The organism is Neglectibacter caecimuris, from assembly GCF_034335015.1.
GTDB classification, from domain to species: Bacteria; Bacillota; Clostridia; order Oscillospirales; family Acutalibacteraceae; genus Acutalibacter; species Acutalibacter caecimuris_A.
Genome location: NZ_JAWXXK010000007.1, coordinates 1 through 15,130, shown reverse-complemented (window position 1 = coordinate 15,130; position 15,130 = coordinate 1). Strand labels below are relative to the sequence as shown.

Genomic DNA, 15,130 nt, shown 5'->3' with positions numbered 1-15,130 from the left:
TGACCTTTTTCAGGGAATTAAGGGCGAGATTCTTCGTCAAGAAAGCTATAGCTTTCTTGACGAAGAATGACAAAGAAGGGAGCTTATTCTTCTCTAACGACTAATGGCTAACAACTAACGACTGATATGCTAAACTATAATTTACCACTCTGCCCTTTCATTGCTAATTGCACATTCCTCATTGCATCTAGCACCTAAAAACCGCTGTACTGCCAAGGTCGCCAGCAGCGCGCAAATCAGAACGCTCCAGGGAGACAGGGGCTTTGTCCAGAAAAATGTGCCCACAAAAGCGGAAACGGTACAGAGAACCCCCAAAACGCAGGTCAGCCGTTTTAAGGCTTTACGGCGCCGCAATCGCAGGAGAGTAAGCGCAAGCCAAATCACAGAGGTGACTGACGCAATCAGAGCGGGAAAACAAGCATACGCCAAATGATATCTCAAAGAAAACCACGACAATCTCCAAAGCAGCAGCCGCGCGCCGTCCGGTGAAACAAAAGTATAAAGGCAACAGAGCGCGGCATACCGCCAAAGGGAAAAGCTCTTTTTACTGCCGGAGTTGCAATTCAGTGATTTTTCTTTCATGCGCTTCTCCTTTGTTCCGGGAGCCTTTTGCAAATTTTCCTGACCTCCCCGCACCGTTTAGAAACTTTATTCAAAATACCCTTCAATTTTAGCATAGTACCCTTCAACAAGAAATTGCTCCTGTACCCACCCGTAGCACTCCCTGGTCATGCTTTGCTCCGCAAAGCATGCGGCTATTTCTATGTTTTTCAGAAGTCCGCTGCTTTTCGCCCAGGAAACATATCTGCTGTAAAACCGTTCCCCGGCTGTCTGCGGAAGCTTTTTCCCGGAAACGCTTTCGTGAACGCGACCCAAAATTGTGATTATTTCCCCCCAGGTGATCTTTCGATCCGGAGAAACGGTAGATTCAGAAGTGCCGAACAAAAGGGAGTGCTTCACCGCGCATATCAAATATTCTGTGTAACACCCGCTCTGGGAGAATCCAATATCGGTAAATCGGTAGACGCTTCCATGGGTGCGCTCTGTCCCAAAACCGCAGAGCAGAACGCTGACGCACAACAAAATTCCGAAAAAACGGTATGACAGCTTTTTCATAAGGTTCCTCCAAACGAGGGGCTCCGCATACTGTAAAATAAAATGAAAGTTGATAATCCGGCAGCCATCTAGAATTCTTTCATCTCTAAAGTACCATTCTGATTTTCAATCAGTACCTTTTGCTCAGCATGCCCTTTCAGCTTTTGCTGGGTTGCTTCCTCCCCGGAACCGACTGTAACCTCAAAGTCAAGATTTTCTCCTTCCAGTATGATACTTGTTCCTTCAAGCCTGATATTTTTTAAGCCTCCGCTTGCAATGCGGATATGTCTGTCAGAATCAATAAGGGAAAACTGAAAGCGCTCACCGAATCCTGAAGCTTCTATTTCAAAAATTTCACTAAAGGAAACCGTAACCAAAAGCCGCGCCGCGTATTGCGCGCCGCCCACAAGAAACTGCCGCTTTTCTATTTCCATGGTACCGGTCAATTCGCCGTGCTCTATATCCCAGGAAGCAGTCTCGCCATGCTCATTTTGAATGGTGAACCGTTCCGGAATATCCAACAGGAAAGTACTGTACGTTTCCTTACGAGAAGCACAGGATGTCCCGATACTCCCAACCCCTTTCGGGGAAAAAGCGATACTTCCCGCCGCACTTCCCGAAAAAGTGAGCAATATAGTAATCAGCAAAACCAGTATTGCAAAACGAGCCTTCATTTTCGATGGTCCTCCGTTGAAAAAGCAAAGATTTTTGAAAGTTTTTCTCCCCTCCCCGCACTGTTTAGAAATCTTATTCAAAATACCCAGTAGTGGGAACAATATACTCTTGCACCCAGTGGTACGGCTCCAAAGTTCCCTGGGTCACCGTTTTGGGAACGGCTACCAGATAGAGATCACGTATGTGGCAAGGATAAACGTAATCATTATAATGCTCTTCCTGTGCAGAATTCGAAACAGAAATCATTTTTACGGTATTCTCCGAGATTTCGCAGGCAAGTTCTCCCTGTTGGCCATAATAACCTCCCGTATTAAACAAAACCGCCGCTATATTGCAGCTTTCAAAAAAATGTTCGTCTATTACCAGAGGAGCACCCTCCACTTCCTGCTCTGCATACACAATGCGCTTTCCCTCCCCGTTCAAAAACGGATAATACTTCTTCCCGTCTTCCCTGATCTCAGGCTTCGGCAGCATATTTAAATATTCGCCGTACTCCTGAAAGCTGGTAAAGAAAACAACTTTTCCAGCAGGAGTAAGTGGCAGCCATTTCTCAAATGTCGTGTAATAATCACCGTCCAGATAGAACGAGTATTTTACACGCCGGGTTTCCCGATCTATGGGACAGATCAGCTTTTGGTAAAAGCGCACCAGCATACCCACGGCCTCCTGCCGGGTAACAGGCATTTGAGGGAACACTTCCTTCCACTCGCCATAAGGATTCAGGACATCAAAAACCTGAAAGCCTTCCAGCCGCCCAATAGCCGCCGCAGCGATCGGGGACGCTTCACCTAGATCACGGTAAACGGTTTCGGAACGGACGGGAAATTCCCGCCAAAGCCCAAAACAGTCCAGGTAATTACAAATCAGTATGGCCGTTTGCTCCCTGGTTACGCTTTGCTCCGCCAGGTCGGCGGTTGCCTCAATATTTTTCAGAAGCCCGCTGCTTTTCGCCCAGGAAACATACCGACTGTAAAACCGTTTCCCGGCTGTCTGCGGAAGCTTTTTCCTGGAAACGCTTTCGTGAACGCGGCCCAGAATTGTGATCATTTCCCCCCAGGTGATCCTTCGATCCGGTGAAAAAACAAATTCAGAAGTGCCGAACACAAAGGCATGCTCCAGCGCGTAATCCAGATACTCTGTATACGCCCCGCCCAAATCATAGCCAATATCTGTAAATTGATTGATTTTTTTCGATGCCCCGCGGGCGGGCTCCGCCGTAAAACCGCAGAGCAGAACGCTGACGCACAACAAAATTCCAAAAAAAGGTATGATGGCTTTTTCATAAGGTTCCTCCAACCGGGATTTTCTATCGGATAAAGGGAAATACCTCCTCAAACAAGGGAAAGTATTTACTGCAAAAGCTCAAAAATGGGAACCGTTTCTTCCCCACGGACTTCCGAGGCGTCAGCCACCTGTTCCGCCTTCACAGATCCTTCACAGGTATCTATGCTTCGCACCGTGTATTCCCCGGTAAGCCCTTCGGCTTTTATTTCGTTTTCCCCATATTCCACTTTGACTTTTTCTGTTCCGCTGCCCTCCAGCGTAAACAGAATCGATGAATCCTGAGCCAAGGAGCCCATTGGCAGATAGGCCGCTCCAAAATCCAGCTGCTCTCCTTCCAATTCGATCACACCGTCCGCCTTCAGAACCGCTTTTTCCAGTCCGCTGCCGCTGATACGGGCATAGCGCAAGGAATCCGATACAGAAAACCAAACCTTTTCTGAAGATTTGGTTTCAAAAGTGAAATTTTCAGACGCTGGAACATACAGCAGCATTTCAGCGGGAGCAGACTCGCCGTTGGCAATCATTACAGAATCAAGAATCGGCATTGTTCCGTTCAAGCCGGATTCATTCCAGGACAAATACTGATTTTCGGAATTCCATATGGTATAGTTTCCTGCTAATTTTATCTCTAACACAGAACAGGGCTCCGAAAAGAAAGGTTCAGCGGAATACTCTTCTTTGGCTTTAACCTGAGAGGCCGCGTAGCTATATCCCGAGTCAACATTCGTCTCCCCGTCAATATCCACATTCTTATATTCGTCTTTAGGAAATATGCTCTTTGCCGCCAACTCTGCCAATGTAATCTTTCCTGTGGGAGTTGTAAGAACCCGGGCTGAATTCAGGGTCATAGTCTGCTCTGCCGTAGCATTCGGATTTATCACTTTCAGTGTATAAACCCCATTAGATAGTGTGCAGGAATTCACAACCACTGTATGCCCATGCCTAACAGTTTTCCCGCCTGTTATCTCGTTCCACCAATAGCTGAACAGAATTGGGCCTTCTGCGTTTCTACAAATGTCCATCACGCTGGACACAGAGGTTCCTGACGTTCCATATTTGAGATAGCGTTGGCAATCATGATAGTAATTGATGGCACTTTCCCGGGCAGTTCCCCCCAAAGCAGTAACTCCATACATGGTATTTGAAGTAAAATAGTTTTCATTAAACGCTATTTTACCGAGCTTATCTAAAATTGCCACGGTTGACATGCCGTAGCAGGAGCCTCCCCATCGTTGTGCCGTATTATTGATTCTATCCGCTAAGCCAGCAGCAAGCTCGGGTTTATCGCAATTATACTTATAGGCGTTGCTCAATTTTGAATAATGGCTGGAAGTCATAAAATATTTTGTCGTTGTAAAATTGGAAGAAGAATTGGTGAACCCCAAATTATCACGTTTGGCAATAATTCTCTCCACGTTGGAGCCAAAGTTCGTGATCGATACCGCCAGCCCCTCTCGGGTCATGGGGCTTTTCGGGTACAGCTTCCCGGCTATGGTACTGAGCACCTTATTTCCTATCGCCCACCTCATCGCGTCTTGCGCGTAACCGGAAACGCTTCCGTAATCAGAATAACCGGTTATGGTTGCCATTTTGCTTGAATAAGTTTTCGTTGTTTTGGAATACCGGTACAAAAAGCACATGCCATCCTGCCGGATCACGTTTGAGTTAGGAGAAAAAGTGGTAGCGCTGGTTCCGCTAACGATCCCGTTTTGAGTAGCCCAGCTGACTGCCCTCGCATAATAAGAGTTGGAGGGCACATCTGTAAAAGTATTGGTAAGGGAAACTGAAGGCGAGCCTGCTTTCCGATACAGTACTGCTACCACCATGGCTCGGGTCAAAGAATCAGTTGGACCGAAACGGGTAGCACTCGTTCCTACCATAATGTTATTATCCGAAACATAATTCACTGCGTCGATATTACCATAGGTAGATGGGATATCAGAAAAACCGATTGCTTCAGCAGGAAGTGAAACCATGCTGATCATAAGCGCTGCTACTAGCTGCTACTAAAAATACTGCCAGAAAATTCCTCCACTTTTTCATTCCGGTCCTCTCGCTTTCACAAAATATTTCAATCTCTATATTGAAATTTATACATACAATATCTCAATTCCTTTTAAATGTCAATAAAACTTCCCAATTCATTCACATTCGCAAGACATTTGTTTTTGCGGAAATTCCAAGGACTGTCTGCTTGCTTAAAAAGCGGGGGTATGCTATAATGGCGAAGTTGTCTTTTCAAAAATATACCCGCGGCCTGAATTTTGGGCGGGCAGGCGTACTTTGCTATGAAAAATTCACAAGGAGCTGACTTTTTTGGCTGACTATAAAAACGAGATCGAACGGCGCAGGACCTTTGCCATTATCTCTCACCCGGACGCGGGCAAAACCACCTTGACGGAGAAATTTCTGCTGTACGGCGGGGCGATTTCTCTGGCGGGCATGGTAAAGGGGAAGCGCAATTCCCGCCATGCCGTATCGGACTGGATGGAAATTGAAAAGCAGAGGGGCATTTCCGTGACCTCCTCTGTGATGCAGTTTGAATACCAGGGCTTTTGCATCAATATTCTGGACACCCCCGGCCACCAGGATTTTTCCGAGGACACCTACCGCACCCTGATGGCGGCGGATTCCGCCGTGATGGTGATTGACGCCAGCAAGGGCGTAGAGGCGCAGACCAGAAAGCTTTTTAAGGTCTGTGTAATGCGGGATATCCCCATTTTCACCTTTATCAACAAAATGGATCGGGATTCCCGCAGCCCTTACGACCTGCTGGACGAGATCGAGAAGGAGCTGGGCATCGGCACCTATCCCATGAACTGGCCCATCGGCTCCGGACGGGACTTTAAGGGCGTGTACGACCGGGAGGCTCAGGAGATCCTCATGTTTGAGCCTGAAGAGGAAAACGCCGGGCGCAAAGAGGTAAAGGAAATGAAATACGCCCTGGATTCCGATGATCTGCGGCGGGAAATCGGGGAACCCCTTTACAGCACCTTGACAGACGATGTGGAGCTCTTGGACGGCGCGGGCTATGAATTTGATCTGGAAAAGGTGCGCCACGGCAAGCTCTCCCCCGTGTTTTTCGGCTCTGCCCTGACGAATTTCGGTGTAGAGCCCTTTTTGGAAAGCTTTTTGAGATTGACACCCCCGCCCCTGTCCCGAAGCACGGCCCAGGGAGTGGTGGATCCCTTTGCTGAGGATTTTTCCGCTTTTGTCTTTAAGATTCAGGCCAACATGAACAAGGCCCACCGGGACCGCATTGCCTTTCTCCGCATTTGCAGCGGCAAATTCGAGAAAGGCATGGAGGTGGAGCATGTGCAGGGCGGCAGGAAGCTGAAGCTTTCTCAGCCCCAGCAAATGATGGCGCAAAGCCGGGAGATCATTGAGGAAGCCTATGCGGGGGACATTATCGGCGTGTTTGACCCCGGTGTGTTCTCCATTGGAGACACCCTGTGCGCCCCCGGAAGAAAGCTTGCCTTCGAGGGGATTCCCACCTTCGCGCCGGAGCTTTTCAGCCTGGTGCGGCAGAAGGACACCATGAAGCGCAAGCAGTTTGTAAAGGGCGCTACCCAGATCGCCCAGGAGGGTGCTATTCAGATCTTCCAGGAGATCAATTCCGGCATGGAGGAGGTCATCGTGGGGGTGGTGGGCACCCTGCAGTTCGATGTGTTCCAGTACCGCATGGAAAACGAATACAACGTGGATATTCACATGAGCAGCCTTCCCTATTCCCATATCCGCTGGATCGATAACACCTTTGAGGAAAGCGACCTGAAAAAGCTGAACCTGACCTCCGACACCAGAAAAGTGCAGGACATGAAGGGGCGGTACCTACTGCTGTTTTCCAACCAGTGGAGCATCGATTGGGCGTTGGAGCACAACGAGGGTCTGCTGCTTTCGGAATTCTCCCGGGGCTAGTGAGACAACGACTTTATGAGGATAAAAAGCCAAAGCAGCAGCTGCTGCTTTGGCTTTTTTAGATGCTGGGCAAGGATACAATGAGAAATGAGGAATGAGAAATGAGGAATGAGAAATGAGGAATTAGCAATGAAAGGGCAAGGGCACAGGCGTTGTAAATTGTAGTTTAACACACATCCCTTGGCTCTCCTGAAAGGGGAACTGGCAGCCGCAAACTGACTGAGGGGTTCCGACAGTGCAGCAGAAAAGTTAGGTTTTATGCGAATCGGCAGCGAGCTGAACCTCTCCACCACCTGACGGTGGTCCCAGAAGGTTGCAAAGCAACCTTCTTCCCCTATTCAGGGTGAGCGCGTCCCGGTGGGGGGAAGGTCTCCAGTGGAGACCGCTCTGACCCGACCGAGCCGACAGGCGAGACCGCTGGTGCGAACCGTTCTCAGCTGTCGCTTCGGTCGTTGCTGGGCGTGCCCCACCGGGGTACAGCAACCGAGCCGACAGGCGAGAAAGGCAAGGGTTTTCTGCTGGTCGCTAGTCTGCTAAATTCCAATTTATCGAGCTCTATCACTTATCTTTCATTGCTCATTCCTAATTGCTCATTTTTCTCAGCCAGCGGCTGAGCGGCGTTTCCTGATTGCGATTACAGCTTCTCATGCTTTTTGGTGCTTTCCCTTATCCTGCGAACGTCCTCCGGTGTGCAGGGGACGGCGCTGTAGCGGGCTTTTTCATAGAGGCGGTGGAGCTGGGCGTTGTTCAGTCCGGCGGCAGCTTCAAGCTCCGCAGGGGACTGCCAGCTCTTCGGCGGCTCCGGGGAAGCGCGCAGCACCTGTTTTCGGTAGTGGCGGCGGATCAGGGCGCCAGGGGAGCGGTCCAGCCGCCGAAGGCGCTCCCTGCGCTGCTTTATAAAGGGAGCCGCCTCGTCGGTATCGCCGTCCAGATACTGCACCACGTCCCGGTTGTCCCGAAAAGCGGAACGGAAATGACGGGAAATGGCGTATACGGCATAGAGCACCACCGCCGATACGCAAACAACAGCAATCGCGGTGAAAAGATAGTTCACCCATTGGGGCATGACCGGCGCGGGGCCGTACAGATCATCGAACAATTCCCCCAGGTTCCCCGCCGCTCCGAGGTCAGTTTCCGGAAGCTCCGGCGGCGTATAGCTTCCGGAAGTATGCCTTCTTCCGGAAAGATCGATGCGAAAATCCCCCTGCATGCCCAAGGCGGCAGGCAGCAGCAGAGCAGCCGCCAGCACTACCGCCAGCACCACTGCGCCCCCCGCCGCTCGTTCGATCCGCCGGGCGGGCAGGTTGGCCATGGAGCGGTTCAGGGTCAGGTAGCCGTCCACACGCCGCATGCCGGAATACAGAAGGCAAAGCAGCAGATAGAGCACCGCGGAGATCACAGAGCTTCGCTGAAAAGCGGAAAAGCCCCCGGCGGCGCTGATAAAAAAGGCGACGCCAAAGAAGATCAGCCCGGCAAAGTGGGGCGCGTCAAACACGGAGGTAACGGGCGTCTCCTCTTCCCCGGAGGCTATTCTCGATAGCATGCGAAGCAGGCAAAGGACCGCCGCCAGAGCCGCCCCGCCGGGATTGCCCAGCAGCAGCCAGGAAAGCGCGGCGATCCCCACAGAGGCCGGGAGATACAGCCACAGCCGCCCCAGCTTTTCCGCGGCGTGATCGCTGAGCGCCGCGGGAAAAACGAACAGCAGGCTTCTCAGAAATACCATATCCGGCGAAGGGGTGTGAAGCTCCAGCTGTGCCAGAAGCTCTGTGATCCCCGTAAGCAGTACCGCGCCCAGCAGGGCGCAGTGCACCCAGCCGCAGCCACGCAGCAGCAGCGCGCGGCGCTCCTTTTTCAGCCTGTACAGCAGCTTTCTCATGCTACACCTCCAGCCAGATCAGATCCACATTTTGGGGAACACGCAGCGCCTCGTGCTCCACCTGATAGGGCACGATCATCACGCCGCGTTCTTTTCCCACCTTTTCCGCGAAGGAATCCACCAGCTCCTGCCGCTGGCTGCGGGAAACCAGCACCAGCAGATCCTCTTCCCACTGCCCGCCTGTTTCCGGAATCAATTCGCAGACCGGCGGCAGATCGTTTTCCGCCTGTACACAGGCAAGCTTTTTCTTCATTGCCAACAGACTGCCCAGGCCGGATACCGACGGCAGCCTCCAGGTTCCGCCGTCCTTCACGTCCTGCCCGTTGCTGAAAAGGCTCAGCTCCACTCCCTCGTAAAGCAGCTTTTCACAAAGCGTGCAGGCGATCCGCACGGAGGCCTCGTTTAACAGATCGGCGTGCTGCACGCCCCTGCCCTCCAGATCCAGTAAAACCACCACCCTTTGGGACAGGGTGGAGCTGTGAAGGTCCACCAGCATTTTTCCGGCGCGGGCGGTGGCCTTCCAGTTGATATATTTCATGGGGTCACTGCGGGTATATTCCCGCAGCCCGGCAAATTCAAAGGGATCGTCATACAGCCTCCGGCGGCTCAGCACCGTACCCATTATATGAGAAAAGGGAATGTTGATTTTTTCCCCGGGCACCGGGCAGGGCAGCACATAGAAATCTGTGTGCTGGGGTTGGGAAGTGAGATACTTTTCGGTCAGGAACAGATCCTGGGCGGTGATCCCGGCGCCGCTGATCTGAAAATACCCCCGCCCGCGGCAGGAAAACTCCAGCGTGCGGGTGATCTTCTGCCGCAGAGACAGGGCAAAAATATCACGGCGATAGGTCTGGTCACTGACAGAAGAATTCTGCCCATCGGTAAAATGCAGCCGCTTGTCCATATGAAAATCCACCTCCACCGAGGGCAGAGGCAGCAGCTTATCGTTGACCACTACTTCTTTCAGAGCGGAAAGCTCTCCCTCTACGGCGTGATCGTCTTGAAACGCCAGGGTACAGGTAAGCCCCTTGTCCCAACGGCGGCGATATACCAGCCGCAGGACCAAAAACAGCAGCGCCAGGGCCAGCGCGAAAATCAGGATCTCCATTACTTTTCCCACTTCTCCGTAGGAACGGGAACCGACCGCAGCAGCTCCTCTACCGTCTGCTTTTGCGCCTGTACGGAGCCTGCACCTCCGCCCACGGTCAGGCGATGGGCCAGAACCGGGGCCGCCACGGCCTTTACGTCCTCCGGGGTCACAAAATCCCGGCCCTGAATCAGGGCATAGGCCTGCGAGGCCCGCAGCAGGGCAAGAGTGCCCCGGGGGCTGATCCCCAGCTCCACGTTACGGAAGCTTCGAGAGGCCTGGGAAACAGCGGCCATATATTCCAGCAGAGATTTGTTTACATAATTTTTTCTAACCTTCTGCTGAAGCGCCAGGATCTCTTCTCCGGAGCACACGGGCTCCAGCGCTTCCAGGGGCTCCTGCTCCCGGAAGCGCTCTAAAATAGCCACCTCCTGCTCCTTTGTAGGGGGCTCCATGGAGATCCGCAGCAAAAAGCGATCCAGCTGGGCCTCTGGCAGAGGGTACGTGCCAAGGGTTTCCACCGGGTTTTGGGTGGCGATCACAAAAAAAGGGGCTTCCAGCCTGCGCGTAACGCCGTCTATGGTGACCTGCCCCTCCGCCATGCACTCCAGCAGACTGGACTGGGTGCGGGGCGTGGCGCGGTTGATTTCATCGGCCAGCAGAATATTGCAGAACACCGGGCCGGGGCTGAACACAAATTCCGATTTCTTCTGGTCAAAAAAATTCAGCCCGGTCACATCGGAGGGCAAAAGATCCGGCGTAAACTGGATCCGCCCGAAGGAAACGCCCACCGATTTTGCCAGGGACCGGGCCAGCACGGTTTTTCCCATGCCGGGAACATCCTCTACCAAGGCATGGCCGCCGGAAAGCAGCGCGGTCAGAAGCAGCCTGGCGGTATGCTCCTGCCCGATCAAAACCTTTTCAATATTTTTCAATACCGCTGAAATGCCTGTTTCCATGGTTTCCTTCCTTTCCCCACAAGAGGCTGAAAGCCGCTTTCAGCCCCATGTACCTACTTTTTGCTGTTTGTTTTATTGTAGCAAAGCGCCTGGGGAAAAGCAAGGAATTGTACGGGAGAAAAACAAGTTTTTGCAGGTGTTTCCAAGGCCGCAAAGCGGTCCTTTCAGCGGAACACCGGCTGAAGCTGGCGCTTTTCCAGGGCCGCCTCCAGACTTTCGGGCAGCAGGGAAAAATCCGCCACCAGGGAAAAGGGCTTTTTCACGGGATCATCCTGGCTCATGGGGACAAAGAAAATATTTTTTGTGTTCATCAGCCGGGCGATATTGGCGCCGGAGGCCCCCAGGGAATCGTTGCTGGCCACGCACAGCAGCACCGGAATACCAATGCGCAGACTGGATTTTACCGCCATGGTCACGGAGGTATCTGTGATCCCTCCCGCTATTTTGGATAGCGTGTTTCCCGTGCAGGGGCACACTACCATGGCGTCCACCAGGCCCTTGGGGCCGATGGGCTCCGCCTCAACAATCGTGTGCAGCACCTGTCTGCCGGAAAGCTTTTCCGCTTTTTCAATAAACTCCCGCGCTTTTCCGAAACGGGTGTCCGTTTCATAGACATTCTGGGACATCACTGGTAAAACAGAGTATTTCTCACGCAGCTGCTCCATCTGCTCCATGGCCTTTCCCAGGGTACAGAAAGAACCGCACATGGCAAACCCCACCGTGTTCATGGAAATCATCCTTTCTCAAAGCTTAGCCGGAAGCCCCTTAGGACTGTTTGAAAATAGAGAAAATGCCGGATTTTTGTTCAGGAGCAGGTGATTCCAAGACAAAAACCGCAGAAAGCCTTCCGGTTTTCGAGGATTTTTGGCGCGGGAAGCGCCTGCTCTCGGACAATAAGACGGTGTTTTTGATTTTTCAAACAGTCCCTAGGCTTCCTCTATCATATGGTATATGGTTTCTTTGATCAGCTCTCCCGCCGCTCTGGGCGACATTCGTCCGGGCAGGGAGGGAGCGTCCAGCACCCGAAGCTTCAGCCGCCGGGCCGCCTCCAGGTCGATGCCGCCGGGCTGGGAAGCCAGCTCCAGAAACAGGGTATCCGGGCGCTGGCGGGCGAGCACCTTCGCGGTAAGCACCTGGGCGGGAACCGTGTTGAACACCACATCGTAGGGCCCGCTCAGCTCCCGGTACCGCAGGGCCCCGCAGCCCAGGGCGCGAATGGCCGTAAGATCAGCGGCGCTTCTGGCACAACAGTCCGTTTGCGCCCCCAGCTCCTTCAGCGCCAGGCACAAAGCCTTGCCGATCCTTCCAAAGCCCGTGATGAGACAGCGAGAACCGTTTAAGGCCCCCTCGTATTCCCGGATTGCCATGCCGACAGCGCCCTCCGCCGTCAGAAAGGCGTTTCCCACCATCAGCTCTTCCCGGGAATAATAATCATAAGTGGCCACGCTGCCCCACCCTTCGGAGGAGGCGTACAGCTTTTCCATCATTCCGCCGTATACGGCCTTTCCCGAAAACAGAGAGGCAAAGGAATCGTCCAGTACCACCTCTTCCCCGGAAAAAGGCGCGTTCAGCGTTTTCCCATTTCTGGTCACAGGAAGAGGAAGAACGATCACAGAGCATTTTTCCGCCAGCTCCTGTAAGCCCGCGGCGGGCAGCTCCTCAATTCCCTCTCCCTTCTCCAGGCAGGAGACCCATACCGGGTAGCCGTCCGCCGCAATGGAGCGGGCCAGGTAAATTTGTCTTTTGTCGCCGCCAAGGATCCCGAACGCACTGCTTTGAACCATCTATCATCAAACCTTTCAGGCTGGAAATACGGAAGAGAACCGCCGGCAACGTCTCCCACCCGCGGCTATTTCATTTTATGGCGGCAGGCCCCGTTTGGTTCCCAAAGAGCCTGGAATGCTTTCCCGGAAAATTTTTGAAGAAATTTTGCTTTTTTCCAAAGAAAGTATTTATTTTATCGGCGTTTCGCAATATAATAGACTGGAAGAAGTTTTCATGAAGAAAAGAAAATCTCCGAAAAGGAGCAGTCTATGAATACAACAGGCAATTTACTGGATCACATAAAAAAACTTCACTTTGTGGGGATCGGCGGCTCCGGCATGTGCCCCATGGCGGAAATTCTGCACCATAAGGGCTATCAGCTTACCGGCTCTGACATGAATGAATCCGATACCTTGGAGCGCATTCGCGGGTATGGAATTCCCGTGACCATGGGCCACAAGGCGGAAAATATCGGAGATGCGGAGGCGGTGGTTTATACCGCCGCCTGCAAGCCGGATAACCCCGAACTCACGGCCGCCAGGGAAAAGGGCATTCCCACCCTGGAGCGCTCTGTGATGCTGGGGATCCTCACGGCCCGGTTTCCTTCCTCCATCGCGGTTTCCGGCACTCACGGAAAAACTACCACTACCGGAATGCTCACGCAGATCCTGCTGGAGGACGGCAAGGACCCCAGCGCTATTATCGGCGGTAAACTGCCCCTGATCGGCGGCAACGGCAGAGTGGGAAAAAGCGACTGCATCGTCTGCGAGGCCTGTGAATATGTAGATACCTTTTTGCAGCTCCACCCTGCGGTTTCCGTTATTTTGAACATCGACGCCGACCACCTGGATTATTTTAAGACGGTGGAAAATATCGTAAAATCTTTTCACAAGTTTGCCACCCAGACCTCTCAGCTTCTGGTGGTAAACGGTGACGACGAGCGGGCCATGGAAAGCGTAAAAAACCTCTCCGGGCAGAAAATCGTGACCTTCGGCCTGAAGGCGACAAACGATTATTATCCCGCTGAGCTCAATGAAGAGGACACCGCCTGCGAGGATTTCACCCTGATGCACCACGGAAAGCCCTTGGGGCGGGTGAACCTGATCGTTCCCGGTGAGCACAATATGTTAAACGCCCTGGCGGCAGCGGCGGCGGCCCATTCCGTGGGCGCCGGCCCGGAAGCCATTTGCCGGGCCCTGGGAAAATTCGGCGGCGTGCACCGGCGCTTTGAGGTGCTGGGAAAATTCGGCGGCGTTACCGTAGCGGACGATTTCGCCCACCACCCCACGGAACTTACCGCCGTGCTCTCCTCCGCCATGCGCATGGGTTACCGGCAGGTATGGGCAATTTTTCAGCCCCACACCTATTCCCGTACTTATAATCTGCTGGAGGAGTTTGCCCGGGCCCTTTCCATTCCCGACCACCTGCTGATGACGGAAATTCTGGCGGTGCGGGAAACCAACATCTACAACATTCACACCAGCGACTTGGCGGCAAAAATTCCCGGCAGCCGGTGGTTTCAAAGCTTTGCGGAGATCGCGGAGTATGTAATGGACGCCGCGCGGCCCGGCGATCTGATTTTGACCTTGGGCGGCGGGGACATCTACAAGTGCGCGAACCTCATCGTGGAAAAATATCAGCGGCGAGAAAATCACTAAGTAAATTGCGGCCGGGCGTGAGAAGGAAGCTTTTCGCGCCCGGCTTTTTCAAAAAAGGAGGGGTGTACCACGATCACAGAGGATTACATTCTGCGCATGATCCAGGACATGGTGCGCATGGTGCTGCGCCTGGCCGGCCAGAAAACAGAAAGCCCCTATTCCCCGGAACAGCTTCTGCGCCTTCGCACCGAGGACATGCCCCCTTTTCCGGAACGGCTTCAGGTGCTGTTGGATCAGGGGCAAATCAACCAGGCTGAAAACCTGCTTTTTGAAGATACCGATTTTTCAGACCTTCGCCAGCTCCCCATGGTTTTGGCCTTTTACCAGTATTTAAACACCTTCTCCGATACCCGCCTGGAAGCCTCCGGCTTTTCCCGGGAAGAAATTCAGGAGGGGCTGCGGGATTGCGCCTGCAAATTCGGCATTGACAGAGCTCTGCTTTCCTGAAGGGGAAGAAAAACAAAGCCCAGATAACCGTCAGCCTAAAGCACCTATTATCGTCGTTAGTTATTAGTTGTTAAAGACAAGCTCTGACCTTTCTAACGACTAATTACTAACGGCTAAAGAATGGCAGACGGGAAACGAGCGGATAGTCGTCAAATTATAGTTTGGCGAACTAGTCGTTAGTTATTAGAGAAAAGTATGCCCCCCCTCCTCTGTCATTCTGAGGAACGAAGTAACGAAGAATCTCGCCCTTCACTCCCAAAAGGGCAAAGAACAAGATCCTTCACTTCGTTCAGGATAACAAGTAGAGAGTAAGCGGATAATCGCTAAATTCCGATTGAATTGATAGCTCCCTCTCTGTCATTCTGAG

The 15,130-nt window shown here is 52.6% G+C and carries 12 protein-coding genes; 3 read left to right on the top strand and 9 right to left on the bottom strand.

What is annotated here, in order from left to right; translation table 11 throughout:
• Positions 1–648: 648 nt before the first annotated feature.
• From U8T64_RS10635 to U8T64_RS10620, 4 genes are all read right to left on the bottom strand, one after another.
• Complete coding sequence (locus U8T64_RS10635; protein ID WP_322183394.1) at positions 649–1,116, bottom strand: hypothetical protein; 468 nt, start codon at positions 1,114–1,116, stop codon at positions 649–651.
• A gap of 68 nt (positions 1,117–1,184) precedes the next feature.
• Positions 1,185–1,769, bottom strand: a complete 585-nt coding sequence (locus U8T64_RS10630) for a hypothetical protein (RefSeq protein WP_322183393.1) — start codon at positions 1,767–1,769, stop codon at positions 1,185–1,187.
• A 73-nt stretch (positions 1,770–1,842) separates the two neighbouring features.
• The gene (locus U8T64_RS10625; protein WP_322183392.1) at positions 1,843–3,066 is read right to left on the bottom strand and encodes a hypothetical protein; all 1,224 of its coding nucleotides are present in this window, start codon (positions 3,064–3,066) and stop codon (positions 1,843–1,845) included.
• 53 nt (positions 3,067–3,119) lie between these two features.
• Complete coding sequence (locus U8T64_RS10620; protein ID WP_322183391.1) at positions 3,120–5,039, bottom strand: S-layer homology domain-containing protein; 1,920 nt, start codon at positions 5,037–5,039, stop codon at positions 3,120–3,122.
• A 331-nt stretch (positions 5,040–5,370) separates the two neighbouring features.
• On the opposite strand from U8T64_RS10620, the gene U8T64_RS10615 reads away from it, so the two are divergent.
• Positions 5,371–6,972, top strand: a complete 1,602-nt coding sequence (locus tag U8T64_RS10615; protein ID WP_322183390.1) for a peptide chain release factor 3 — start codon at positions 5,371–5,373, stop codon at positions 6,970–6,972.
• Positions 6,973–7,606: 634 nt separating this feature from the next.
• Here the strand turns inward: U8T64_RS10615 and U8T64_RS10610 are convergent.
• The 5 genes from U8T64_RS10610 to U8T64_RS10590 form a co-directional block, all read right to left on the bottom strand.
• On the bottom strand, positions 7,607–8,848 hold the full coding sequence (locus U8T64_RS10610) for a hypothetical protein (RefSeq protein WP_322183389.1): 1,242 nt from the start codon (positions 8,846–8,848) through the stop codon (positions 7,607–7,609).
• Between the two features lies 1 nt (position 8,849).
• Positions 8,850–9,956 carry a DUF58 domain-containing protein gene (locus U8T64_RS10605; protein WP_322183388.1) on the bottom strand — a complete coding sequence of 369 codons (1,107 nt, stop codon included), beginning with the start codon at positions 9,954–9,956 and terminating at the stop codon, positions 8,850–8,852.
• Complete coding sequence (locus U8T64_RS10600) at positions 9,956–10,894, bottom strand: AAA family ATPase (protein WP_322183387.1); 939 nt, start codon at positions 10,892–10,894, stop codon at positions 9,956–9,958. The genes U8T64_RS10605 and U8T64_RS10600 overlap by 1 nt, the downstream gene beginning before the upstream one ends.
• Before the next feature lie 164 nt (positions 10,895–11,058).
• Positions 11,059–11,622 carry a dipicolinate synthase subunit B gene (locus tag U8T64_RS10595; RefSeq protein WP_322183386.1) on the bottom strand — a complete coding sequence of 188 codons (564 nt, stop codon included), beginning with the start codon at positions 11,620–11,622 and terminating at the stop codon, positions 11,059–11,061.
• A gap of 198 nt (positions 11,623–11,820) precedes the next feature.
• Positions 11,821–12,678, bottom strand: coding sequence for a dipicolinate synthase subunit DpsA (locus U8T64_RS10590; protein WP_322183385.1), 858 nt, complete (start codon positions 12,676–12,678; stop codon positions 11,821–11,823).
• 249 nt (positions 12,679–12,927) lie between these two features.
• Here U8T64_RS10590 and murC point away from each other — a divergent pair, with 249 nt between their 5' ends.
• Together murC and U8T64_RS10580 are read left to right on the top strand one after the other, a co-directional pair.
• Positions 12,928–14,316, top strand: coding sequence for a UDP-N-acetylmuramate--L-alanine ligase (gene murC, locus U8T64_RS10585; RefSeq protein ID WP_322183384.1), 1,389 nt, complete (start codon positions 12,928–12,930; stop codon positions 14,314–14,316).
• A 72-nt stretch (positions 14,317–14,388) separates the two neighbouring features.
• Positions 14,389–14,763 carry a DUF6483 family protein gene (locus U8T64_RS10580; RefSeq protein WP_322183537.1) on the top strand — a complete coding sequence of 125 codons (375 nt, stop codon included), beginning with the start codon at positions 14,389–14,391 and terminating at the stop codon, positions 14,761–14,763.
• The last annotated feature ends 367 nt before the right edge of the window (positions 14,764–15,130 follow it).